This is a genomic window from Kribbella rubisoli (assembly GCF_004217145.1).
In the GTDB taxonomy this organism is placed as follows: domain Bacteria; phylum Actinomycetota; class Actinomycetes; order Propionibacteriales; family Kribbellaceae; genus Kribbella; species Kribbella rubisoli.
Genome location: NZ_SHKR01000016.1, coordinates 573,979 through 595,273 on the forward strand (window position 1 = coordinate 573,979; position 21,295 = coordinate 595,273).

Sequence of the window (21,295 nt, forward strand, 5' to 3'; positions counted from 1 at the left end):
CCTCACACGAGCAGAGAAGGCACAACAGGAACGGATATCCCTCCGCGCGCCGGCGTCCGCGGGCGCGCGGGGTTGCGGGCGCGCGGGGTTGCGTCAGGTGGCGGTGATGGTGCTGGTGGCCAGGAGGATTACGAGGACTATGCCCAGTAGGACGCGGTAGAAGGCGAAGACCTCGATGGTGTGCTTGGCGACGAAGCGGAGCAGCCAGGCGATCGACGCGTACGCGACGACGAAGCTGACGACCGTGCCGACGAGCAGAGGCACGGCGCCTACGGTGCCGTGGAGAGCGTCCTTCAGTTCATAGACGCCTGCGCCTACAAGCGCCGGGATGCCCAGCAGGAACGAGATTCTCGTCGCGGCTACTCGGTCCAGGCCTCGGAAGAGGCCGGCTGAGATTGTGGCGCCGGAGCGGGAGATGCCGGGGATCAGGGCCAGGCATTGGACCAGGCCCATGACGAGCGCATCGATGAACGTGATGCGGGTCAGCGGGCGTTCCTTGGTGCCGATGCGTTCCGCGGCGACCATTACGACCGACCAGCCGATCAGGGCGGCGGCGACCCACCACAGGCTGCGCAGCGGACCCGAGATCAGGTCGCGGGCGAGGAAGCCGACGATCACGATCGGAACGGAGCCGACGATGACGTACCAGCCCATGCGGTGGTCGAACTCGCCGCGGTGTTCGGGGTTCGCCAGGCCGCGGACCCAGGCGACCGCGATGCGGGAGATGTCTTTCCAGAAGTACAGGACGACCGCGGCGATCGCGCCGACCTGGATCACCGCGGTGAAGCCGGTGATCGACGGGTCGTCGATCTTCAGGCCGAGCATCTTCGACACGATGGTCAGGTGCCCGGTGCTGGAGACCGGGAGGAATTCGGTCAGGCCCTCGACGATGCCGAGGATGATGGAGTCCCAGATCGTCATCAGCCCGCGACCCCGGACAGCTCGAGCGCCTCGGCGGCGGTGTGCAGGTCGGCGATCCGCTGCTCGACGGTCGACGCGAACGGCGTCACCGCGACCGTCGTCGCCCCGGCCTCGGCGTACGCCGTGAGCTTCTCGGCCATCCGCTCCTTCGAACCGAGCAGCGAGATCGAGTCCAGGAACCCGAACGGTACGGCGGCCATCGCCTCGCGGTGCTTCTTGGCCAGGTACAGGTCCTGGATCTGCTTGGCCTCCTCGGCGTACCCCATCCGGACCGCGAGTGCGTTGTAGAAGTTCTTCTCCCGGCTGCCCATGCCGCCGATGTACAGCGCGGCGTACCCGCGGACCGGGTCGGCCGCGACCTGCAGGTCGTCCCCGGTCATCAGCGGCGTGGAAACCACCACGTCGAAGCCGTCGAGACCGAGCTGACGGGCTTGCCGGCCCGCCTTGATGTGCGTCAACTGCTCTCCCAGGTAGGCAGGATCGTTCAGGATGCCGAGCCAGCCGTCGGCGATCTCGCCGGCCAGCTCGAGGTTCTTCGGACCGACCGCCGCCAGGTACACCGGCACGTGGTCGCGGATCGGCCGCACGGTCAGTTTCAGCGCCTTGCCCGGTCCGTCGGGCAGCGGCAAGGTGAAGTGCTTCCCCTCGTACGCGACGGTCTCACGCCGGAGGGCCGCGTTCACGATGTCAACGTACTCACGGGTCCTGAGCAGAGGCTGAGAGAAACGGACACCGTGCCAACCCTCCGAAACCTGCGGCCCCGACACGCCGAGACCCAGCCGGAACCGGCCGTTCGACAGCCGGTCCAGCGTGGCTGCGGTCATCGCGGTCATGGCCGGCGTCCGGGCCGGGATCTGGAAAACGGCCGCGCCGACGTCGATCGTGGTGGTCTGGGCGGCGATCCAGCTGAGCAGCGTGGCCGCGTCCGAGCCGTACGCCTCCGCGGCCCAGGTGACAGCGAAGCCGAGTGCCTCGGCCTCCCTCACCAGCCTCAGGTGATCGAGATGGTCGTCGCCGCCGAAGACGAAGCCGATGTTGAGTCCGAGTCGCATGACTGGCGAGCCTAGCGAGAGGTTGTCGGTGGGCCGCAATAGGCTCGGGTCATGCAGCAGCGCTATCTCGGTCACAGTGGACTGGCGGTGAGCAGGCTAAGCCTGGGCACCATGTCGTGGGGCCGGGACACCGATGAGCATGAGGCGCGTGAGCAGCTGGCGGCGTTCGTGTCCGCGGGCGGGACGCTGATCGACACGGCCGCGGCGTACGGCGATGGTGACAGCGAGCTGCTGATCGGGTCGCTGCTCGGCGACGTGGTCGACCGCGACGACCTGGTGATCGCGACCAAGGCGGGGTTCAGCGTCCGCCGGGGCGAGCGGATCACCGACACCTCCCGCGGCGCCCTGCTGCGCGACCTCGAGGGCTCGCTGCGCCGGATGAACGTCGACCACATCGATCTCTGGCAGCTGCACACCTGGTCCGACGACGTCCCGCTGGAGGAAACGCTCTCCGCGCTGGATCACGCGGTCACCTCCGGCAAGGTGCGGTACGTCGGGATCTCGAACTACGCGGGCTGGAAGTCCGCCCGGGCCGTCACCTGGCAGCAGGCGTGGCCGGGCCGCGCGATCCCGGTGTCGAACCAGGTGGAGTACTCGCTGCTCGCCCGGGACGCCGAGGTCGACGCACTCCGCGCTGCCGCCGGGCTCGGGATCGGCGTCCTGGCGTGGTCCCCGCTTGGCCGCGGTGTATTGACCGGGAAGTACCGGACGGGCATCCCGGCGGACTCCCGGGCGGCATCTCAGCATCTGTCCAGATTCGTCGACCCCTACCTCGACGCCCGGTCTTCGGGCATCGTGGAGGCGGTCGCGCGAGCCGCCGACGGACTCGGCTGGACCCCGCTCGAGGTCGCGCTGACCTGGGTGCGGGACCGGCCCGGCGTGTCGGCAGCCATCGTCGGAGCCCGGACTGCGCTGCAATTGAAGTCGGTGCTCGGAGTGGAGGAACTCACCCTGCCGCCCGCGATCGCCGCGGCGCTGGAGGATGTTTCGTGAGGGTTTGGTTGTTCCCGTAGGTGGAGGTGCGGATGGCCGAATACGAGCTGCAGCAGTTCGAGGTGTCCAGGACGGAGTCCCGCGGTGCGGTGCGCAGGTTGCTCACCGAGCACGCGGAGTACGGCGGGTGGGAGCTTGCCCGTCTTCGTCGCTATCCCGACGGCACCCGCCGCGTCTGGCTCCGCCGCCGCATCATCCGCGTGATGCGGACCCTCTGAGCAACACACTCACCAGCTCGCGTCGGCTCCCGACGCCGACCTTGTCGAACGACGCCCGCGCGTGCTCCTGCACGGTGTGTGGCGACAGGCACAACCGCTCGACGATCTGCCGCGTGGAGTACCCGCGCAACAAGAGTTCCGTGACCCGCTGCTGAGCCGGCGTGAGTCCATGCAGATCCAGCAGCAAGGACCCCAGCTGAGCTGGTGTCACCGGCTCGATCACGACGACAATCCGCCCCTCGTCCCCCAGCCGCGACGCCTGAAGCTGTAACCAGTCGCCAGCCCGCGTCCTGACCTTCAGCCTCGCCGTCGCCTGGTCGAGCTGCATCCGCGCGGCCACCGACCGGACGGCAACGGGCAGCTCATCCGCCGAGCCGAGCTCTGCGAGCCAGTGATCCGCCTCGACGCTCGACGACTGCATCCGGAGCCTGGTGTCCAGCACCACCACCCCCGGCCCGACTCGCGGCCCACCGGCATACCATACGGTATGGTCTGTCGGTCCCGGCCCGGGCTCCCGCGCCTCGAAGGCGGTGGGGCGGAGTCCGAGACGCAGGCCCTCGCCGAGGTGCGGCGCGAGGCGGCGTACCAACTGAACCTCCTGCTCCGCGAAACCCGCCTCTGCGGTCTCGCGGTGGAGACACAGGACGCCCCAGCAGCGGCCGTTCGACATCAGCGCGGCGCGGAGTTCGTCGCCGAGACCGAGCGGGCGCATCAACTCGACGTACCGCGGGCTGCTCCCCCAGTCGCCCTTCGTCGCCTGGCCCAGCGACCGCACCGGATCGCGGCCGCCGGCCAGTACGGCGAACTTGTTCACGTCGTCCTGCCCGAACTCGTTCGCGATGAACTGCTCGGTGATCGCACCGAGCGGCTCGTCGACCATCGCCGACGTGAACAGCACCGTCGCCGGGTCCACCGTCGCGAAGAACGCCGCGTCGACCGTCAGCACACCCCGCAGCCGCGCGAGCACTTCGGACCGCAATTGATCGGCGTCCAGCCCCGCGTAACAGCGCTGGATCAGCACCTCCAGGCGATCCATCGTCCCCCACCCCGCCCCGCCCCCATGGTCAGGATGCTACGCCGAGTTGCCGCTGGAATCCGAGGTCGTCGAGCAGACCCCAGCGTTCGACGATCAGGCCGTCCCGGAGCCGCCAGATGTTGATCCCCGGCAGGCTGAGCGCCTTGCCGGTCGGCGGCACGCCCATCACCTCGCCGCGGTGCGTCCCGGCGGCCGTGAACCGCTCGACGACGAGGTCGCCCTCCGCGATCAGCGCGTGCGTGTCGCTGTGCCAGTCCGGGAACGCGGCCCGGATCATCTTCCCGGCGTCCCGCATCCCCTCGCGGTCCGGCGTCACGCCGAACGGCGGGTCGTGGTTGATGAAGTCCTCGGCCAGGTGGGTGTCCACGGCACCGAGGTCCCCTTTGGTGAACAGTCCGTCGATGAAGTCATTGACGACGGTTTTGTTGCTCTCTGTTGTGCTCATGACTCGATCGTGCGCGGGTCCGGATCCCGGCTGTACCCCGATTAGTTGGGGTTCTGCCGATGAAATATCTCTGCGACAGAGGTAATCTCGGAGACGTGACCGAGACCCTCGCCGAGGACCTGCTGGCTGCGATCGGGCTGGTACGCCGCCGGCTACGTCGTTCCGCGGGCCGGCCGTTGGCGCTCAGCACGCTGACCGGCTCGCAGGCGGAGCTGGTACGGCTCGTGCGACGCAATCCGGGCATCTCCGTCGCCGAGGCCGCCGCCGAGCTCGGCCTCGTCGCGAACACGGTGTCAACCCTGGTCGGCCAGCTCACCGAGCGCCGCATGCTGCTGCGCGCACCCGACGAGGCGGACCGCCGGGTCGCCCGCCTGACCCTGACCGAACCGGCCCGCGAGCAGGTCGAGGCCTGGCGCGACCGCCGCGCCGCCCTCGTCAACGAAGCCCTCGACGGTCTCACCGCTGACGACCGTGACGCATTGCGGGCTGCTCTTCCGGTTCTCGACAAGCTCGCCGAGCGCCTCACCCCAACCGAGCAGAACGTCAAGGAGCGCGTATGAGTGCCGAAACCGCGTCACCAGCAGTGCCGGCCGCAGAGATCGCCGGGCTGAGTCACCGGTTCGGCGACCATCTCGCCGTCGACAGCCTTGACCTGACCGTCGCGCCCGGCGAGTGCTTCGGTCTGCTCGGCCCGAACGGCGCCGGGAAGACGACCACCCTTCGGGTGCTCAACACGCTCTATCCGCCGCAGTCGGGCACGGTCCGCGTCTTCGGCCTCGATGTGCGCAGGGATGCCATGTCTGTACGGCGGATGCTCGGCTACGTGCCACAGCAGTTGTCGATCGAGGGAGCGCTGACCGGCCGCGAGAACGTGTCGTGGTTCGCGCGGCTGTTCGACGTACCGCGGCGTGAACGGGCGGCGCGCGTGGCCGAAGTACTGGAGATCGTTGATCTGACAGATGCAGCGGACCGGCTCGCGTCGACGTACTCCGGCGGGATGGTACGGCGCCTCGAGCTCGCGCAGGCGCTGGTGAACCGGCCCGCGCTGCTCGTGCTCGACGAGCCGACGGTCGGGCTGGATCCGGTCGCGCGGGACTCGGTGTGGGCGCGGGTCCAGGACATGCAGGAGCGGTACGGGATGACCGTGCTGCTGACCACGCACTACATGGAGGAGGCCGACATCCTCTGCGACCGGGTTGCGCTGATGCACCTGGGTCGGCTGCGGGCTCTCGGCTCACCGACTGATCTGAAAGCCGAGCTCGGTCCCGAGGCGAGCCTCGAGGACGTGTTCCGCCACCACACCGGCGAAAGCCTCGCGGCTTCGGAGAAGGGAGGCCTGCGCGATGTCCGTGGCACCCGTCGCACCGCCCAGCGCATGGGTTGATTCGCGGCCGCGAGCTGCGCTCCGGCTGTTGTCCAGGATCGGCACGTTCTGCCTGATCGAGCTGCAGAAGCTGCGGCACGACCGGACCGAGCTGATCACGCGCGCGATCCAGCCGATCCTGTGGCTGGTGATCTTCGGCCAGACGTTCAGCCGGATCCGCGCGATCCCGACCGGCAACGTCCCGTACCTCGACTACCTCGCGCCGGGCATCATCGCCCAGTCGGCGCTGTTCGTCGCGATCTTCTACGGCATCCAGATCATCTGGGAACGCGACGCCGGCATCCTCACCAAGCTCCTCGTCACGCCCAGCCCTCGCTCTGCTCTCGTTGCAGGCAAGGCGTTCGCGGCCGGCGTCCGGACGATCTCGCAGGCGATCGTCGTCATCATCGTCGCCGCACTGCTCGGCGTCAGCCTGACGTGGAACCCGCTGAAGCTGCTTGCGGTGCTCGTGGTCGTCGTACTGGGTGCGGCGTTCTTCTCGTGCCTGTCGATGACCATCGCCGGCCTGGTACTGCGCCGCGACCGCCTGATGGGTATCGGCCAGGCGATCACGATGCCGCTGTTCTTCGCGTCGAGCGCGCTGTATCCGATCGCGATCATGCCCGCCTGGCTGAAGGTCCTGAGCCACGCGAACCCGCTGACCTACGAAGTAAGCGCCCTCCGCGGCCTACTCATCGGCCAACCCACCAACTACTGGCTCGACTTCGGCGTCCTGATCGTCGCCGCGATCGCAGGCATCTGCGCGGCGTCCGCCTTGCTCAGCCGGCTGGCGCGTTAGAGGTCGTGGCGGACCCAGACGTTGGGTTCGACGTAGACGGCGTGGTTGTGGCGGACGTCTACGTGGACGGGGACCAGTGCCTTGGGTACGACGACGTCGCCGGTCGTGTCGAACGGGAGACCCGTCCAGCCGCGCCATTCGTCGAGGGTGCCGGCGATGACCATCGAGCGTGGGGCGACCTGGAGGATCGTGCCGCCGGCTTTGACGTGGACGCGCAGCCACGGGTCCTCGGGTAGACCGTCCGACCGCAGTTTCTCGACGTACTGCGTCATCGGTTGGTGCGGGTCGGTCTTGCCGTTCGGGCGGACCGGGGCGTAGAGGGTGGTGTGGCCCTTGGCCTTGACCGCCTGGCGCATCGCGTCGAGCATCGCGTGGGACAACCCGCGACCCTGATGCGACGGACGGATCAGGATCTCCAGAGCGCTCGACACGTTCGGCTCCCGGCCGTGACGCCGGTCGGCGAAGCCCCACTGGAGGACCCGGTCCCAGCCGTCGGCGGGCAACTCCTGACGGTCCTCGTCCGGGTAGACGAACGGGATACTCCGGCCGTGCGCGACCGGCTCGCCGTCCTCGGTCGCCACCAGGCACTGGTCGGGGAAGTTCGCCGCCACCTGACCCATCAGCGCGTTGCCGATGGGGTCGTTGAACATGAACTTCGGCCAGGTGTCGGCGAACTCGTACATCCGCTGGAGGTACTCAGGCCGCTCTGCCAACGTGGTGATCACGATCGCTCGACTGTTCTCTGGCATGTTCCGCAGTGTGACACCGCAGCAGGACGGTCAGCGACACAATTGCCGTGACGAGTCCGGCACCGACGAGGGTGTGCTCGGCGCCGAGCGTGGCGATGATCGGGCCGCCGCACAGCATGCCCACGGAGCTGCCCGCATTCGTCACAACGGTCTGGCCCGACAACAGCGCGCGCCGATCGGCGCCCGATGACTCCCTGGCGATCAGCTGGGAGATCGCGGCATTCCCCACGGCGACGGTCAGGCCGGCGCCTGCCCCTAGCACCGCGATCGCCGGCGGTGTCGTCCACAGCCCCATGCCCACGAAGCACAGACCGGCACTGGCCCACGCGATCGATGCGAGCGGCACTGGTTTGACCCGCCGGATCACGGCCAGCGAAGCGGCCGAACCGATCAGCGAGCCGACGCCGTACCCGGTCATGCCGGCGGCCAGGTAGATCCCCGGGCGCCCGCGGTGCTCGCCGATGATCGACAGGCCGAGACTGAACGCGAACCACATCACGCAGCCGGTGCCGCGGACGATCCAGCCGTGGAGAACGGCAGGCCGGCCTTGGAGGCTCGCCCGGATCGACGGCGTCGCCGTACCGTCGGGGGCACGCTCCGCCCGCACCGTGCAGGCGAGAAGGCCGGCGACGAGTACTGCGACGGCCTCGATCCACAGCAGACCATTCGTGAGGCCGGTCGACACGGCCAACGCGCCGGCAGACGGACCGAGCAGCATGCCGATCCGGCGCAGACCGTCCTGCCACGTGAGCAGTACGACGGCCTGCCCCTCGCGCCAGCGGTCTCCGGTGTCGGCCAGGAGCGCAGATCGGCCCGGACTCGACAACGCGTCGCCGAAGCCGAGGAGCAACCCACTCAGGACGAGCAGGCCAGGCGTGAGCAGCCCAACCTCGGCAGCTGCCGGCACAGATGCGAGGGCCAGCGCGGAGATCGCGGCGACCACCGCGAGGCGCGGACCGGAATCCACCCATTGACGGGCCTTTCGCGCCCACCACGGCGACAGCAACATCGGTACGCCCGCGACACCGCCGACCAGTCCGGTCGCGGCGACTGAGCCAGTCTCTCGCAGGATCACCAGCGGTAGCGCGATCTGTGTGAAGCGGAGCGCGAAGTCCGCCACTCCTCCCCCGGCGAGCAATGCGATGGCTTCGGTCCGGGCCCTCATGCCTTTGATTCTTTGCGAATCCGGCCCGCTCAGGTAGCCGTCGAGAGTTGGGTGATTGCCATAGGCTGAACCTATGGCCTCATTACCCGCGGTCGAGGATCTACGTCTGGTCCAGGCGATCAGCCGGACCGGCGCGGTCGCCACCGCCGCCCGCGAGCTGCGCATCTCGCAGCCGTCGGCGTCGCAGCGGCTGAGCCGGCTGGAGCGGACCTGCGGAGCCAAGCTCTTCGAGCGCGACACCCGCGGCGCCCGGCCGACCCCAGCCGGCGCTGAGCTCAGTCGCCGCGCCGACCACATCCTGCGCCACCTCGAGGAGGTGTACGACGCGACCCGAGCGGCAGCGACCGGTCAGCGCCTGGTGATCGGCACCTTCGGGGGCCTGTCGCCGATCCTGTTCCCCGTCCTCGACGCCGCGCTGCCCGATATCGACATCGAGCAGCAGGTCGACCACGGCCACTTCCTGGTCGAGCGCGTCGCCGAGGGCACGATGGACGCCGCGTTCATCGCGATCGCCGAGCAGATGACACTCCCCCGCGGCACCGTCGCCCGGCGGATCGGCTACGACGACCTCGTCCTGTTCGTCCCGTCCGGCGCCCGGCCTCCTGGCCGCGGCCGGCAGCCGCTCAAGGGTCGGCCGATCGTGTTCGCGACCTACGACCGCGGGGTCGACGAGATCCACGCCCGCCTGGTTGCGCTGGGCGCGACTCCGCGCCGCGGCGTCAACCTGGGCACCACTGTCGCCATGGCCCGCCGCCGCACCCACCTGGCCCTGGTCCCCCGCACCGCCCTCGCCACCGAACTCCGCCCCGGCGAACACCTCGCGACCGCGCTGTTCCGCTACCGCCTCACCCTCTCCGTGGTCACCACCCCGACTCCGCCCAAGTCCCTCATGGCCCACCTCCCCGACCTCCGAGCCACGTTGAACTTGTCGTGAACACCGGCGAGTCGGGCGCCCGGAGGAGGCAGACTCGGGGGCATGAACCCGGGACGGTTGGGGCGCGGGCGGCGGATTTTGGCGGGGTTCTGGGGTGCGACGGTCGTGCAGGTCGCGGCCGTTGCTTTTGACGTCAACATCCTCACGCAGGCCAGCAAGGCGACGCTGATGCCGCTGCTGTGGCAGTGGTCGCGCACGCAGGACGCGCCGCCGCTGCTTCAGGCGGCGCTGCTTGCGTCGGCGGCCGGGGATCTCTTGCTCGAGACTGATGCTCAGTTGGCTGGGATGGCGGCCTTTGCGGCGGCGCATGCGTGTTACCTCGCGGTGTTTCTCGCCAACCCGGCGCAGCGGTCATGGCGGGTGCTCGCGGCGTACGCGGCGCTGTGGGCAGCCCTGATCGCGGTGCTGTCCCCCGGGCTCGGTGGCCAGCGGGTGCCGGTGGCGGTGTACGCGTTGTTGCTCACGGCAACTGCGATCGCGTCGCGCTGGCACAACTCGCGGAGCGGTGTCGGCGGCGCGCTGTTCCTGATCTCGGACGCGTTGATCGCGCTGCGGATGTCAGGGCGGGACTTTCCGGGCCGCGGAGCGCTCACGATGTCGACGTACGCCGTCGGTCAGTACCTGCTGACCTCGGGCGTGACCAAATCTGACCGGTAGTGGTCATCCTCGTTGACCCTGCGCGGCCCTCCGCTGTGGGGTGAGGGTATGGCGACCGTCGACGACGTACGACGACAGTTCCGGAACCCGCCGCCCGAGGGGCGGCCGATGATGCGCTGGTGGTGGTTCGGACCGTCCATCGAGCGAGACGAAATCGACCGCGAGCTGGCCGCGATGGCCGCAGCGGGACTGGGTGGCGCCGAGGTCTCGTTCGTCTATCCGATGGGGCCTGTGACGGCTCCCTTCGGCTCACCGAAGCTGCTCGAGTTGGTCGGGCACGCGGCGCGGACGGCGCGGTCGCTCGGGCTGCGGTTCGACGTGACGCTGGGCAGCGGCTGGTCGTACGGCGGTCCGCACGTCGGGACCGAGCACGCCGCGCGGCAGTTGCATTGGGATCGGCGGGAGATCGGCAGCGCGGCGTACGACGTACCGATCGTTGCTGCCTGGCCCGGTGACGAGTTCGTCGCGGCCTTCGTCGGCGACGGAGGGCTCTGCGCGCCGTCGTCGTACGTCGAGGTGCCGGTGCGGGACGGGGTGATCGAGGTACCGGCAGGCGGGCAGCCGCGTGAGGTGTTGATCGCGACGTCGCGCGTGACCGGACAGAACGTGAAGCGGGCCGCCGCTGGTGCGGAGGGGCACACGCTTGATCACTACTCGGCGGCTGCGGCTGCTGCGCACATCAAGCATGTGGCGGAGCCATTGCTGCTCGCGGCTGGGGCGGAACTGCTCGGGTCCGTGTTCTGCGACAGCCTCGAGGTGTACAAGGGCGACTGGACGCCGGGGATCTTCGAGGAGTTCGCCAAGCGCCGGGGGTACGACCTGCGGCCGCGGCTGTATGAGCTGTTCGTCGACAGGGGTGAGTGGCGGCAGCTGCGGATCGACTTCGGGCGGACGCTGTCGGAGCTGTACGAGGACAACTTCCTGAAGGTGTTCCAGCAGTGGGCGGCCGGGCACGGCGTACCGTTCCGCATCCAGAGCTACGGCGAACCGCCGGCGACGATGAGCAGCTACCGGTTCGCGGACATGTTCGAAGGTGAGGGCTGGGGCTGGACCCGGATCCCCGAGACGCGGTGGGCGTCGTCGGCGGCGAACATCTACGGCCGGTCGGTCGTGTCGGCGGAGGTGTGGACCTGGGTGCATTCGCCGTCGTTCCGCGCGACGCCGCTCGATCTCCAGGGTGAGGCGCACGAGCATTTCCTGTCCGGCGTCAACCAGCTCATCGGCCACGGCTGGCCGTACTCGCCGTCGAACGGACCCGGCCTCGGCTGGATCTTCTACGCCGCCGGCGCCCTCGACGACCGGAACCCATGGTGGCCGGTGGCAACCGATCTGTTCGCCTCACTCCACCGCCTGTCCTGGCTCCTCCAGCAAGGTACGCCGGTCCGCCCGGTCAAGATCTACATCCCGGCCTCCGACGCGTACGCCGACAGCGGCGTCGACGAGCCGAACAACCTGTACCGCGTCGTACGCCGCCTGATCCCGGAGAGCATTCCCCGCACAATCCGCGAGGCAGGCCTCGACTACGACCTGATCGATGATGACGCCATCGCGGTCGTCGATCCCGCTGACGTCCCGCTGATCGTCGTACCTGAAGGAACCACGACGCCTCCGGAGACTCGGCATTGGCTCGATGCTGTAGTCGCCTCGGGCGGGCAGGTGGTGACCGATCCTGCCGAACACTTGCCGGCGGCACCGATCACACCACCTCCCGGCATCGGCGTCGTGCACCGGCGCCTCGATGACGGCGACTTCTACTTCGTCGCCAACACCGGAGCTGAGCCTCGCACGTTGACGTTCGATGAGCCGATGGACCACTGGACCGCCCAGGAGCCGGTCATCACTCTCACGCTGCACCCGTACGAATCCGCCGTGCTGTCCCCGACCGCCGCGACCGCCACAGTTGCCTCCACCGACCAGCTTGCTGAATCGCTCCAGGGCAACTGGTCGGTTGCCTTCGACAACAACATTCGCGCCGTCACGCTGCCCCACCGTTGGGAGGACGACCCGGCGCTGGCGACGTACTCCGGCTCTGCCACCTACGAAGTCGAACTGCAACTGGAGCGGACCGACGGCAAGGTCTTCCTGGACTTCGGCCCCGGCGAGCCCGTCGCCCCCGACAGCGAGCCGTATCTTCCCAGCAACTCCTACCGCGCTCTCATCACCCCGCCGGTAGGCGTCGCCGCCGAGGTCTACCTCAACGACACACCATGCGGCACGCTCTGGGCTCCGCCGTACCGCGTGGACCTCACTGACGCCGCGCGGGTAGGCACCAACGTCCTGCGCATCGTCGTACACAACACCGCGGCGAACGCACTCTCCACCGACCAGCACCTACTCGAAACGGCGGCTGACGTGACGGCGCAGTACGGGCGACGCTTCGACCTGCAGCACATCGATCACGCGGCCGACTACCTCAACTCCGGCCTGCTCGCCGTACCGACGATCATCCGAACCAGCTAGTCCGCGGCGCGCGCCTCGGCGAGGCGTTCGTGGTGGTGGATGACCTCGGCGATCACGAAGGCGAGGAACTTCTCGGCGAAGACCGGGTCGAGACCGGACTCGGCGGCGAGCTCGCGGAGCCGGGCCACCTGCGCCTGCTCGCGGGACTTGTCGGCGGGCGGCATCCCTGTCCGGGCCTTGAGAGCACCGACCTGCTGGGTGCACTTGAAGCGCTCGGCGAGCAGATGGATCAGCGCGGCGTCGATGTTGTCGATGCTGCTGCGGAGCCGGGTGAGCTCCTCGGGGGCGTTGTCTGCGGTCACGCTCTTACCTTCTCAGGCCGCCGGTCCGAGCTCACGCCTGATCCAGGAAGCGGTCCAGCACCCGCGAGCCGAACTCCAGTGACGCCGTCGGCACCCGCTCGTCGATGCCGTGGAACATGCCCATGAAGTCCAGGTCCGGCGGCAGCTGCAGCGGCACGAACCCGAAGCACCGCACTCCGAGCCGGCTCCACGACTTGGCGTCCGTACCACCCGACATCAGCAACGGCGCGGTCCTGCTCTGCGGGTCCTCGGCCGCGAGACACGCCTTCATCGCCTCGACAAGCCCACCGCTGAACTCGGTCTCCAGCGCGATGTCGTTGACGACCGTCTCCCGCTGCACCTTGTCGCCGAGCAGCTCGTCGATGGTCGCGTAGAACTCGTCCTCGTACCCGGGCAGGAAGCGCCCGTCGATGTGCGCCTCGGCGTCGCCGGGGATCACGTTCACCTTGTAGCCGGCGTTCAGCATCGTCGGGTTGGAGGTGTTGCGGATCGTGGCACCGAACATCCGGCTGAACGTGCCCAGCTTCGCGAGCGTCGAGGTCATGTCCTCGGGATCGAGCTCGACCTCGAGCACGTCCTCCAGTGTCTTCAGGAACTCGCGGACCGTCGGCGTGATCCGCAACGGCCACTCGTGCCCGCCGATCCGGGTGACGGCCTCGACCAGGTTGGTGACGGCGTTGTCGTTGTTCACCATCGACCCGTGTCCCGCCGTACCGCGGGCCTTGAGCCGCATCCAGTTCATGCCCTTCTCGGCCGTCTCGATCAGGTACAGCCGCAGGTCGTCCTTGACCGTGATCGAGAACCCGCCGACCTCGCCGATGCCCTCGGTGCAGTCCGCGACGGTGTCCGGGTGATTGTTGATCAGCCACTGCGCGCCGTACACGCCGCCGGCCTCTTCATCGGCGGTGAACACCAGACGCACCGGCCGCCGCGGCTTCACCCCGGCGCGCTGACGGGCGCGGACCACCGACAGCACCATCGCGTCGAAGTCCTTCATGTCGACCGCGCCGCGACCCCACACGCAGCCGTCGAAGATGTCCCCGGAGAACGGGTCGACCTTCCAGTCCTTCGGGTCCGCCGGCACGACGTCGAGGTGCCCGTGCACGAGCAACGGATCCGCATTCTGGTCCTCGCCGTCCCAATGGGCGACCAGCGTCGCGCGACCCGGCTCGGACTCGTAGATCGTCGACTCGATCCCGACCTCGTCCAGCTTCGCGGCGACGTACTCGGCCGCGACCCGCTCCCCGTTGCTCTTGCCGTTGCCGTAGTTCGTGGTGTCGATTCGGATCAGCTCACTGCAGAGCTCCACCACCTCGGCGTCGGGGGCGTACGACGGACGGTCGCTGGAGGTCGTCATGCCGACCATCCTCTCTCACCGCGTCCGGGGAGGCATCCCGAGGTCGGTCAGATCAGCGTGATCGAGTCTCCGGAGACGGTGATCTGTTTCGGCGGGAGCGGCTTCGGCGCGGGACCTGCCACGACCGAGCCGTCCTTCACCGAGTACTTGCTGCCGTGGCAAGGGCAGTCGATGGTGCCGTTGGCAACGGTCGTGACCTGGCAACCCTGGTGGGTGCAGGTGGTGCTGAACGCCTTGAACGTACCCTTCACCGGCTGCGTGACGACGACCTGGTTCTCGTCGAAGATCTTGCCCTCGCCGACCGGGATCTCCTCGGTCGTCCCGAGTACGGCGTTCGCCGGCGCCGTCTGCGGTGGCGGGTTCGACGGTTCGCCGTACTTCGAACAGCCGGCGGCGGTCGCTCCGAGTGCGACGGCCAGCACTGTGCGGCGGCCTGGTTGCTCCGTCATCGGATCACTCCGAACGTCGTGAAGAACCACAGCGCCGAAGTCAGCCACAGGCCGATCAGCGCGGTGAACAGGGCTCCGCCGACGACGGGCAGGAGCCACTTGGGGGCATCGGTCCGGCTGAGGGTGAGCATCTTCGCGACGAACGCGCCGTAGAAGAAGCAGCCCAGCAGCGAGTGGATCAGCACGCGGGGTTCGCCGTACTGGAAGCCGAGTGCATAGAGGCAGTGCGCGACCACAGGCAGCGTGACCGCGACGGCGGCGCGGCCGGACCAGCGGTGGAGCGGCGCGACCTTGGGGCGGCCGTGGTACAGGGCATAGGCGCTGACAACCTGCACCAGGCCCAGCACCGCCGCGAGTGTGGCGAGCCAGGTTTTGACGGACTGGAAGCTGGAGAAACCGGCGATGTTGATCGCGACGCCGGCCGGATCGTGGAGGCGGCCGTAGACACCGAGCGCGACGGCCGCCGCGGCGCCGACCGCCAGCGGTACCGCGATCGTGGTCGCTTTCTGGACCTGTGCTGTGCTCATCAGAACGTCTCATCTCCGACGACTGCTTGCGCGGTCACGGGTACGCCGTTCACCGTCGCGGCGCGGGTGGTGGTGTCGAGCGGCGGGGCGGGCGCCGGCGTACCGTCGTTGTCGACGCCGACCTGCTTGCCGTCCGGCAGGACGATCCAGCCGATGGTGCTGGTGGAGTTCTTCCCGCGGTAGAGGCCGGCCGGCGGGCCGGCCTTCGCGATCGAGAACCGCAGCGTGCGACCACTGAGCGTGAACGTGCCGGTAGCGGTGTTGTTGGTGATGGCGGCGGTCAGGCGCTCGCCGGTCTTGGAGCGGAGTACGAGCTGGCCGTTGCGGTAGGTGCCGGTCAGCCAGGCTTCGAGGCTCCGGCCGTCGCACACGTAGGCCGCGGCTCGGTCGCCCTTCGTGGCAATGGCCAGCGAGGCTTCACGTTCGTTGGTCCGACCTGCGTAGACCGCAGGTGGTTTGGCCGTCGCCGCCGGCGCTGTGCTGGGTGGCGTCGTGGTGGGCGGTGGCGTGGTCTCGGGTGCCGTCGGGGTGACGGTGCCTTGGGCGGCCGGCGTGGCCGCGGGCGGACTGCTCGCGGGTGCCGGACTGCCGGTCTGGGTGCTGTTGACCACCAGGAACCCGACCAGCCCGACGGCCGTCGCCGCCAACGTCACCAACGGACTTCGCTGCCCCATCGCTGCCCCACCACCCCTGAGACTCCGTCTCACCCCGAGACGAGGATCCCGCTCGGCATCCACTCGGTCAACGTCTGAGCGGGGTCAGCGGTTCAGAGCACCTTGAGGCCGTACATCTCGCCGAGCGGATCCGAGATCAGTTCGATCCGCGCGCCGTCGGGGTCGCGGAAGTAGATCGACGTACCGCTCTCCTCCTGGAAGTCGACCCCGTGCGCGGTCAGGCTCTCCTTGAGTTCGTCCCACCGCCCCGGCTCGACCGAGATCGCCATGTGGTGCAGCCCGCCGAGCACCTCGGCGTACGGCCCGAGATCCAGCCCCGGGAAATCGAAGAACGCCAGCAGGTTCCCGTTCCCGATGTCGAAGAAGAAGTGCGTCGAGCCCTCGTAGTCGCGGTTCCCGACCATCTCGGTCAGCGGGAAGCCGAGCACGTCCTGGTAGAACTTCACCGTCCGCTCGACGTCCGCACACAGCAACGCTGTGTGATGCAGCCCGCGCGCCGACGACGTCCCACCTGCCTTCAGGTACGCCGCCCTGATCCGGTCCCGCTCCGCCTCGATGGCACGCAGGTCGATGTCGGTCATGCGATCCCCTCAGATCCGGAAGAACAGGTTCAGGTACCGATCCGCAACAGCCCGGTCGCCACGGATCGTACCGGCGTTGCTCCGGCCGAACGCGGTCAGCACGAAGCTCCCCGGGTCGAACTCGATGACCGCCGGCAGCCCGCTTACGTCGCCGGCCTCGTAGTCCATCCCGTCCGGCCCGACCGCCACACGCGTGTCGCCGGCGTTCGGACCGCTGGTGATCCGGATGCCGAGTTCGCACGGATCCTTGGCCCCGGTCGTGTACTTCCAGAGCACGAACATGAACGGGACCAGCAGGTCGGCCGCCTCGCCCGACAGCCCGTGCGCCCGGCCCGTCCCCTGCCGGATGTCCCAGGAGTGGACGCCGTAGTCCATCAACTGGAACGCCGGGTAGAAGAACGCCGGCAGCGGACCCATGTAGAAGTGCGGGACGGTCAGGCCGGCCCACTCGTCCGGCCCGAGTGCGTCGAAGATCCCCATCACCTTGTCGAAGTCGGTCCGGAGCCGCTCGACCAACTCGTCCTGCGGTACGTCGCGCAGCGCCAGCGCCTGCTTGTCCACCCGCTCGGCCATCCCCACCAGCCCGTACGCCGGCGGTACCTCGGTGTGCGAGCGGGCGGCGTCGAACGCAACGAAGTACGCCTCGGTGGTGTCCGTGAGATGCGCCACCACGTCCCGCACCTGCCAGTGCCCGGCCCCGGTCGGCGCCTCCCAGACGTCGTCGCCACCCACCATCCCGAAGAACAGCTCCGCCTCCCGCCGTACCACCCGGAGCATCGTCTCCTTGCCCTCGAACGCCATCCCGTCCCACGCGCTCACGACGTACCTCCTCCGCCCCACACCCACTCCTTGAATTTCAAACTACGCCGCCCCGACCCGCCCGTCACCACCCCGACCCGCCCGTCACCACCCCGACCGCCCGATGTGAATTCCACCCCTGGAGTTTGCTACTGTTCTCCGGTCGGCACCGCACCCCGGTGCAGACCACTCGTCCGGGTGGCGGAATAGGCAGACGCGCTAGCTTGAGGTGCTAGTGCCCTTTACGGGGCGTGGGGGTTCAAGTCCCCCCTCGGACACGGTACTTATCCACACGGTCGGCCAATGGGTCGACTTCCACCTCCACGATCTGCTCCACGTGGTGGTAGGTCAGAGACAGTCGAAGCGAAGCGTAAAGCTCGCTTAGCTCCTGGGGCTCCGCCCAGTCGAGCGCCTTCGCGACATTGCCGAGCTGGTCGACGTACCCCTCGAGCTCTTCACGACTCAGACGCTTCTCGCTTGGCGCCGCAGCCAGCGCCGTCTCAGCCGCCCGCTTCTCCGCGACCGCTGCGTTGTACTGCGCACGCAGCTCGACCGGATCCCAGCCCGCATCCAATGCCTTGCGCAACTTCTTCATAACGACCTCAGCCGCGGCAACCCGATCCTGCAGCCGTTCAACGTGCTCCAGTTGCTCATCGCCTGAGTCGTCAGCATCAAGTAGAGCAGTGATCGTGTCGTCCCGATGCATTGGATCGAACAACGAGCCGATCCAGCGATGGATCGGCGGCGTGATCAGATCCTCCCGAAGGTAGATCTGCTGAGGGTGAGCGGTCGCCATCGCAGATCCAGGCACAAGCGTGCGAGCGTTGCAGCGGTAGTAGATCGTGTCCCCCCGGCGCGCCGCACCCTCCATCTTCCTCGCGCAGATGCCGCACTTGATCCGACCCCGCAATCGGTACACACGCTTCTTCGACACCCGCCGCCGATCGACCGACGACCAGCCGACCTTGCCGCCGGCCTTCCGCTTCCGCCTCTCGAGCTCCGCAGCAGTGAACGTCTCGACCGACACGATCGCCGGGTGTGCCGGCTGACGCGACCGCACGATCTTCGCCTGCGGCGACCGCCGGAACCTGACGACGTAGCCAGCAGCGACGTCATCGGCGTCAAGCAGCTCCTCCACCTTCTGCCAGCGGCCGTAGACCGCGTAACCGGTGTATCGCGGGTTCTCCAGGATCGCCGCGATCGTCGAGTGCTGCCAACCGTCCATCCTGCGATGCCGGTTCTGCCTCGGCATGTGCGCCGACGGGCACGGTACGCCTTCACGGTTCAGGCATTCCGCAATAGCCTTCCTGCCCCAGCCGTCCAAGTAGAGATCGAAGATCCGCCGCACAACCGCGGCCGCAAACTCATCGATCAGAAGCACCTTCAGCCGCTGGCCCTCCTGCGCCTTCCGCGGATGCGGGTGCGGACCGCCGTCAGTTACGACGTACCCGTACGGCGCCCGGCCGCCCTGATACCGCCCATCGATCAACACCTGCGCGGCCATCGCCGCCCGAACCCGCCGCTGCACATGCTGCCGCTCAGACTTCGACAACCCACCAGTGATCGTCATCGCCATGTCATGCACCGTGTTCTCCGGATCGAACCGCCCACCCAGGCTCGGTATCCACAGGGACACGCCGTACCGATCAAACTTCGGCCACGTCAGGCTGAACTGATTACTGAACCAGCACCGAGTCGCCTCCCCCACCACCAACCCGTCCCAGCCACGCTCCGGATTCTTCAAAGCACGCAGTACCTCGCCGGCCTCCGTCCGTCGCTCCCACGGCAACGACCGAGACTGTCCGATATCAAAGAACTCCGCGACGATCTCGCCGCCGAGCGGCTCCACAAACCGAGCAGCCTCCCCCATCTGCCACGCCTTCGACGTCGCGGGATCTTGGTTGTCCTCCGTCGAACACCGCCCATAAAACGCCAGTCGACCGATACCGCCACCCGTCGCCAGCTGAGCGGCCATGGCCTCCATACCCAACAACTCATCCAACGTCGCCCAGTCGTCGCCCCCCTCGCCACTCACGGTCCCTGCTCCTCCGCTCGGCCCACCTCATCGTCCGACCGCATCTTCCGCCCAAGCCGCACAAGAATCCGAAGCAGCACCCGCCCCGCCTGTGGATAAACCACCGGAACCCTGTCCGGCACCTCCACCCTCACCACCGACGAATATCGTTTATCCAGCTCCCTGCCGCGCTCCGGCTTCCTCATCCGCATGCCAGTTCAACGCCCAACCCCCGTCACACTAAGTAACGTTGACCAACACCTCGCATGACCTCGCAGACACTCCAGGGCATCATGACCGGGAGTCAGACTTGGCATCGGCCCGAGGACCGCTCAATTCGAACGATTGACCTTCTCGTTACGAGGAGGAACACACCGCCTCAGGCAGTCTCGACCAGCGCTTTTGCTTGCAGTTGGCTTGCACCACGCCCCGCAGATCACCATCGACTGGCGGCGTTTCCCATGACCGGTAGCACCACGGCAATGTGAGCGAGACGCGGGTGGTCGCTTGACCGCGGCGCTTCGAAGGCGCCGCCGGCGACGGCACAAGCCGTGGCACCCTGACACGCTGTCCCGCAATTGCCTCGATCAGCCGAGAATCGGTCAGGCCGACGGCGAGTGAGGGCCGCCGCATCGGCGGTCGCCTGCCGCCGGCTCAATGGCGTCAGACTCTGCATATGGACTTTGGAGACCCGTTCGTCGAAGCGCTACAGGCCGCGGTGACACCCACGCGTGCCGACGTGAGCATCGCTCGCGCCGCCATCCTCAAGGCTCTGAAATCGCCTGAGCCACAACTACTGACGACCTTCGAGGATGCATGGCTGGCGGCCCAAGGAGCCGCTCGGCGCGCTTTGAGACCCCAGATCACTCAGATCCTCATTTGATGGAATTCCGGGGCAAGCACGCAGTGCGGCGAGCGATAGCGCAGCTCATCGCCGAAGGTGTTATCGCCCGCGGCGACGGAAATCAGTACGGCCTCCAGCCTGAGCGGATCTCAGTGTCATACGCAGGAGGCGGGGATAGTGCACCTGTCTTCGTGCATAGCCCACACATCTCGGACACGTCCAGCACGCCGCGCTTTCTGCTCGTCGGCCCGGAGGCGGCCGGCGACACCGAGAGCTTGCTCCCAGCGGAGGAGATGCTCACCGGCCTGGACCGCGTCCTCGGCACCCGCGGGCTCCAACTGATGCGCGAGAGTCGGAGGGCCTTGCAGCGCGGCCTATACCTCGCCTCGTCCACCTTGCTGGCTGCCGCGTCGGAAGCGGCATGGTTCAACCTCGCTCGGAGCATCGCAGATCCCGGGGAGAAGCTTCTACGACTCGTTGACGACGGCTGGGACCTGGCCGAGGTGATCCGATTGACCGAGCAGCATCTGCTCGCACTCAAACGGACAAGGACGCTCGTCACCGAGATCACGAGCCAAGGGCATCTCTTCCGGGACATACGAAACTACGCACTTCATCCGGTCGAGGAACACGATCAAGATCGCGAGGTCTGGCTGAGCGAGACAGGTGCAACCTTGCTGTCCATCTCGGCACGGCGCTACTTCATAAAGATGGCCGCCGTTCAGGAGGCACTCAGCCCGCGGGCCCACCCGGCAACCGTCGCCTGGAGGCCATCCGCGGTCACCTCGCTGAGCGTTAAGGCACAGCCAGGTCTGGGATCCCTCTGCCCACCCACCGCTGATTGCCGAAGTGAGGTTGCCTCCTGTCGACGGCGGGTGAAGACTGACCCTCTAGCGACGGCTGGAAGTGGACCCCTGCGTGACCCTGTGAAGGGTGATGACAGTGGAGGACTGGGCT

Annotated in this window: 24 protein-coding genes and 1 tRNA gene; 11 read left to right on the forward strand and 14 right to left on the reverse strand. The window is 68.1% G+C overall.

Features of this window, described 5'->3' with window-relative positions; all coding sequences use genetic code 11:
• Window positions 1-93: 93 nt before the first annotated feature.
• Together EV645_RS35405 and EV645_RS35410 are read right to left on the reverse strand one after the other, a co-directional pair.
• Window positions 94-921, reverse strand: coding sequence for an undecaprenyl-diphosphate phosphatase (locus tag EV645_RS35405; RefSeq protein WP_130448418.1), 828 nt, complete (start codon window positions 919-921; stop codon window positions 94-96).
• Window positions 921-1,973 carry an LLM class F420-dependent oxidoreductase gene (locus EV645_RS35410; protein ID WP_130448419.1) on the reverse strand — a complete coding sequence of 351 codons (1,053 nt, stop codon included), beginning with the start codon at window positions 1,971-1,973 and terminating at the stop codon, window positions 921-923. Before EV645_RS35410 ends, EV645_RS35405 begins: the two co-directional genes overlap by 1 nt.
• A 51-nt stretch (window positions 1,974-2,024) precedes the next feature.
• On the opposite strand from EV645_RS35410, the gene EV645_RS35415 reads away from it, so the two are divergent.
• On the forward strand, window positions 2,025-2,966 hold the full coding sequence (locus EV645_RS35415) for an aldo/keto reductase (RefSeq protein ID WP_130448420.1): 942 nt from the start codon (window positions 2,025-2,027) through the stop codon (window positions 2,964-2,966).
• Between the two features lie 32 nt (window positions 2,967-2,998).
• Window positions 2,999-3,184, forward strand: coding sequence for a DUF5703 family protein (locus EV645_RS35420; RefSeq protein ID WP_130448421.1), 186 nt, complete (start codon window positions 2,999-3,001; stop codon window positions 3,182-3,184).
• Here EV645_RS35420 and EV645_RS35425 read toward each other — a convergent pair.
• Both EV645_RS35425 and EV645_RS35430 read right to left on the reverse strand, forming a co-directional pair.
• Window positions 3,159-4,220 carry a GAF domain-containing protein gene (locus EV645_RS35425; RefSeq protein ID WP_130448422.1) on the reverse strand — a complete coding sequence of 354 codons (1,062 nt, stop codon included), beginning with the start codon at window positions 4,218-4,220 and terminating at the stop codon, window positions 3,159-3,161. The genes EV645_RS35420 and EV645_RS35425 overlap by 26 nt on opposite strands.
• A 28-nt stretch (window positions 4,221-4,248) precedes the next feature.
• Window positions 4,249-4,665, reverse strand: coding sequence for an ester cyclase (locus EV645_RS35430; RefSeq protein WP_130448423.1), 417 nt, complete (start codon window positions 4,663-4,665; stop codon window positions 4,249-4,251).
• A gap of 95 nt (window positions 4,666-4,760) precedes the next feature.
• Between EV645_RS35430 and EV645_RS35435 the strand changes: the two genes are divergently transcribed.
• The 3 genes from EV645_RS35435 to EV645_RS35445 are packed head-to-tail and all read left to right on the forward strand — an operon-like array spanning window position 4,761 to window position 6,827.
• Window positions 4,761-5,225 carry a MarR family winged helix-turn-helix transcriptional regulator gene (locus tag EV645_RS35435; RefSeq protein WP_242000859.1) on the forward strand — a complete coding sequence of 155 codons (465 nt, stop codon included), beginning with the start codon at window positions 4,761-4,763 and terminating at the stop codon, window positions 5,223-5,225.
• Window positions 5,222-6,049: an ABC transporter ATP-binding protein gene (locus EV645_RS35440; RefSeq protein ID WP_130448425.1), complete on the forward strand. Its 828-nt coding sequence runs from the start codon at window positions 5,222-5,224 to the stop codon at window positions 6,047-6,049. The genes EV645_RS35435 and EV645_RS35440 overlap by 4 nt, the downstream gene beginning before the upstream one ends.
• Window positions 6,050-6,077: 28 nt before the next feature.
• Window positions 6,078-6,827, forward strand: a complete 750-nt coding sequence (locus EV645_RS35445; RefSeq protein WP_242000860.1) for an ABC transporter permease — start codon at window positions 6,078-6,080, stop codon at window positions 6,825-6,827.
• Here EV645_RS35445 and EV645_RS35450 read toward each other — a convergent pair.
• Together EV645_RS35450 and EV645_RS35455 are read right to left on the reverse strand one after the other, a co-directional pair.
• Window positions 6,824-7,576 (reverse strand): GNAT family N-acetyltransferase, encoded by a 753-nt coding sequence (locus EV645_RS35450; protein ID WP_130448427.1) that lies wholly within the window; start codon window positions 7,574-7,576, stop codon window positions 6,824-6,826. The genes EV645_RS35445 and EV645_RS35450 overlap by 4 nt on opposite strands.
• Entirely contained in the window at window positions 7,524-8,741 is a 1,218-nt protein-coding gene (locus tag EV645_RS35455; RefSeq protein ID WP_130448428.1) for an MFS transporter, read from the reverse strand. Before EV645_RS35455 ends, EV645_RS35450 begins: the two co-directional genes overlap by 53 nt.
• 73 nt (window positions 8,742-8,814) lie before the next feature.
• On the opposite strand from EV645_RS35455, the gene EV645_RS35460 reads away from it, so the two are divergent.
• From EV645_RS35460 to EV645_RS35470, 3 genes are read left to right on the forward strand one after another with little or no spacing between them, the layout of a single operon-like run.
• Window positions 8,815-9,675: a LysR family transcriptional regulator gene (locus tag EV645_RS35460; protein ID WP_130448429.1), complete on the forward strand. Its 861-nt coding sequence runs from the start codon at window positions 8,815-8,817 to the stop codon at window positions 9,673-9,675.
• Window positions 9,676-9,717: 42 nt separating this feature from the next.
• A complete protein-coding gene (locus EV645_RS35465; protein ID WP_130448430.1) occupies window positions 9,718-10,332 on the forward strand; it encodes a lysoplasmalogenase in 615 nt (204 codons plus the stop codon).
• A 48-nt stretch (window positions 10,333-10,380) separates the two neighbouring features.
• A complete protein-coding gene (locus EV645_RS35470) occupies window positions 10,381-12,792 on the forward strand; it encodes a glycosyl hydrolase (RefSeq protein ID WP_130448431.1) in 2,412 nt (803 codons plus the stop codon).
• Here EV645_RS35470 and EV645_RS35475 read toward each other — a convergent pair.
• The 7 genes from EV645_RS35475 to EV645_RS35505 form a co-directional block, all read right to left on the reverse strand.
• Window positions 12,789-13,094, reverse strand: a complete 306-nt coding sequence (locus tag EV645_RS35475; RefSeq protein WP_130448432.1) for a chorismate mutase — start codon at window positions 13,092-13,094, stop codon at window positions 12,789-12,791. The two genes, EV645_RS35470 and EV645_RS35475, sit on opposite strands and share 4 nt — an antisense overlap.
• A gap of 31 nt (window positions 13,095-13,125) precedes the next feature.
• The gene (locus EV645_RS35480; protein WP_130448433.1) at window positions 13,126-14,451 is read right to left on the reverse strand and encodes a M20/M25/M40 family metallo-hydrolase; all 1,326 of its coding nucleotides are present in this window, start codon (window positions 14,449-14,451) and stop codon (window positions 13,126-13,128) included.
• A gap of 47 nt (window positions 14,452-14,498) precedes the next feature.
• The gene (locus tag EV645_RS35485) at window positions 14,499-14,900 is read right to left on the reverse strand and encodes a QcrA and Rieske domain-containing protein (RefSeq protein WP_130448434.1); all 402 of its coding nucleotides are present in this window, start codon (window positions 14,898-14,900) and stop codon (window positions 14,499-14,501) included.
• On the reverse strand, window positions 14,897-15,427 hold the full coding sequence (locus EV645_RS35490; RefSeq protein WP_130448435.1) for a DUF6529 family protein: 531 nt from the start codon (window positions 15,425-15,427) through the stop codon (window positions 14,897-14,899). The genes EV645_RS35485 and EV645_RS35490 overlap by 4 nt, the downstream gene beginning before the upstream one ends.
• On the reverse strand, window positions 15,427-16,101 hold the full coding sequence (locus EV645_RS35495; RefSeq protein WP_130448436.1) for a hypothetical protein: 675 nt from the start codon (window positions 16,099-16,101) through the stop codon (window positions 15,427-15,429). Before EV645_RS35495 ends, EV645_RS35490 begins: the two co-directional genes overlap by 1 nt.
• Before the next feature lie 92 nt (window positions 16,102-16,193).
• Window positions 16,194-16,682: a VOC family protein gene (locus tag EV645_RS35500; protein WP_130448437.1), complete on the reverse strand. Its 489-nt coding sequence runs from the start codon at window positions 16,680-16,682 to the stop codon at window positions 16,194-16,196.
• A gap of 9 nt (window positions 16,683-16,691) precedes the next feature.
• Entirely contained in the window at window positions 16,692-17,501 is an 810-nt protein-coding gene (locus EV645_RS35505; protein ID WP_242000861.1) for a maleylpyruvate isomerase family mycothiol-dependent enzyme, read from the reverse strand.
• 171 nt (window positions 17,502-17,672) lie between these two features.
• On the opposite strand from EV645_RS35505, the gene EV645_RS35510 reads away from it, so the two are divergent.
• A tRNA-Leu gene (locus EV645_RS35510) sits at window positions 17,673-17,758 on the forward strand.
• Here EV645_RS35510 and EV645_RS35515 read toward each other — a convergent pair.
• A complete protein-coding gene (locus EV645_RS35515; RefSeq protein WP_198682064.1) occupies window positions 17,740-19,515 on the reverse strand; it encodes a recombinase family protein in 1,776 nt (591 codons plus the stop codon). The two genes, EV645_RS35510 and EV645_RS35515, sit on opposite strands and share 19 nt — an antisense overlap.
• A gap of 655 nt (window positions 19,516-20,170) precedes the next feature.
• Here EV645_RS35515 and EV645_RS35520 point away from each other — a divergent pair.
• Entirely contained in the window at window positions 20,171-20,377 is a 207-nt protein-coding gene (locus EV645_RS35520; protein ID WP_130448438.1) for a hypothetical protein, read from the forward strand.
• On the forward strand, window positions 20,377-21,295 hold a 919-nt coding region (locus EV645_RS35525), incomplete at its 3' end, for a hypothetical protein (RefSeq protein ID WP_130448439.1). The genes EV645_RS35520 and EV645_RS35525, both read left to right, overlap by 1 nt.

Bases quoted from the DNA above. Each gene is read 5' to 3' on its own strand.
- EV645_RS35405 (WP_130448418.1), bottom strand. From the start codon at position 921: ATGACGATCTGGGACTCCATCATCCTCGGCATCGTCGAGGGCCTGACC.
- EV645_RS35410 (WP_130448419.1), bottom strand. From the start codon at position 1,973: ATGCGACTCGGACTCAACATCGGCTTCGTCTTCGGCGGCGACGACCAT.
- EV645_RS35415 (WP_130448420.1), top strand. From the start codon at position 2,025: ATGCAGCAGCGCTATCTCGGTCACAGTGGACTGGCGGTGAGCAGGCTA.
- EV645_RS35420 (WP_130448421.1), top strand. From the start codon at position 2,999: ATGGCCGAATACGAGCTGCAGCAGTTCGAGGTGTCCAGGACGGAGTCC.
- EV645_RS35425 (WP_130448422.1), bottom strand. From the start codon at position 4,220: ATGGATCGCCTGGAGGTGCTGATCCAGCGCTGTTACGCGGGGCTGGAC.
- EV645_RS35430 (WP_130448423.1), bottom strand. From the start codon at position 4,665: ATGAGCACAACAGAGAGCAACAAAACCGTCGTCAATGACTTCATCGAC.
- EV645_RS35440 (WP_130448425.1), top strand. From the start codon at position 5,222: ATGAGTGCCGAAACCGCGTCACCAGCAGTGCCGGCCGCAGAGATCGCC.
- EV645_RS35450 (WP_130448427.1), bottom strand. From the start codon at position 7,576: ATGCCAGAGAACAGTCGAGCGATCGTGATCACCACGTTGGCAGAGCGG.
- EV645_RS35455 (WP_130448428.1), bottom strand. From the start codon at position 8,741: ATGAGGGCCCGGACCGAAGCCATCGCATTGCTCGCCGGGGGAGGAGTG.
- EV645_RS35460 (WP_130448429.1), top strand. From the start codon at position 8,815: ATGGCCTCATTACCCGCGGTCGAGGATCTACGTCTGGTCCAGGCGATC.
- EV645_RS35465 (WP_130448430.1), top strand. From the start codon at position 9,718: ATGAACCCGGGACGGTTGGGGCGCGGGCGGCGGATTTTGGCGGGGTTC.
- EV645_RS35470 (WP_130448431.1), top strand. From the start codon at position 10,381: ATGGCGACCGTCGACGACGTACGACGACAGTTCCGGAACCCGCCGCCC.
- EV645_RS35480 (WP_130448433.1), bottom strand. From the start codon at position 14,451: ATGACGACCTCCAGCGACCGTCCGTCGTACGCCCCCGACGCCGAGGTG.
- EV645_RS35485 (WP_130448434.1), bottom strand. From the start codon at position 14,900: ATGACGGAGCAACCAGGCCGCCGCACAGTGCTGGCCGTCGCACTCGGA.
- EV645_RS35490 (WP_130448435.1), bottom strand. From the start codon at position 15,427: ATGAGCACAGCACAGGTCCAGAAAGCGACCACGATCGCGGTACCGCTG.
- EV645_RS35495 (WP_130448436.1), bottom strand. From the start codon at position 16,101: ATGGGGCAGCGAAGTCCGTTGGTGACGTTGGCGGCGACGGCCGTCGGG.
- EV645_RS35500 (WP_130448437.1), bottom strand. From the start codon at position 16,682: ATGACCGACATCGACCTGCGTGCCATCGAGGCGGAGCGGGACCGGATC.
- EV645_RS35520 (WP_130448438.1), top strand. From the start codon at position 20,171: ATGGACTTTGGAGACCCGTTCGTCGAAGCGCTACAGGCCGCGGTGACA.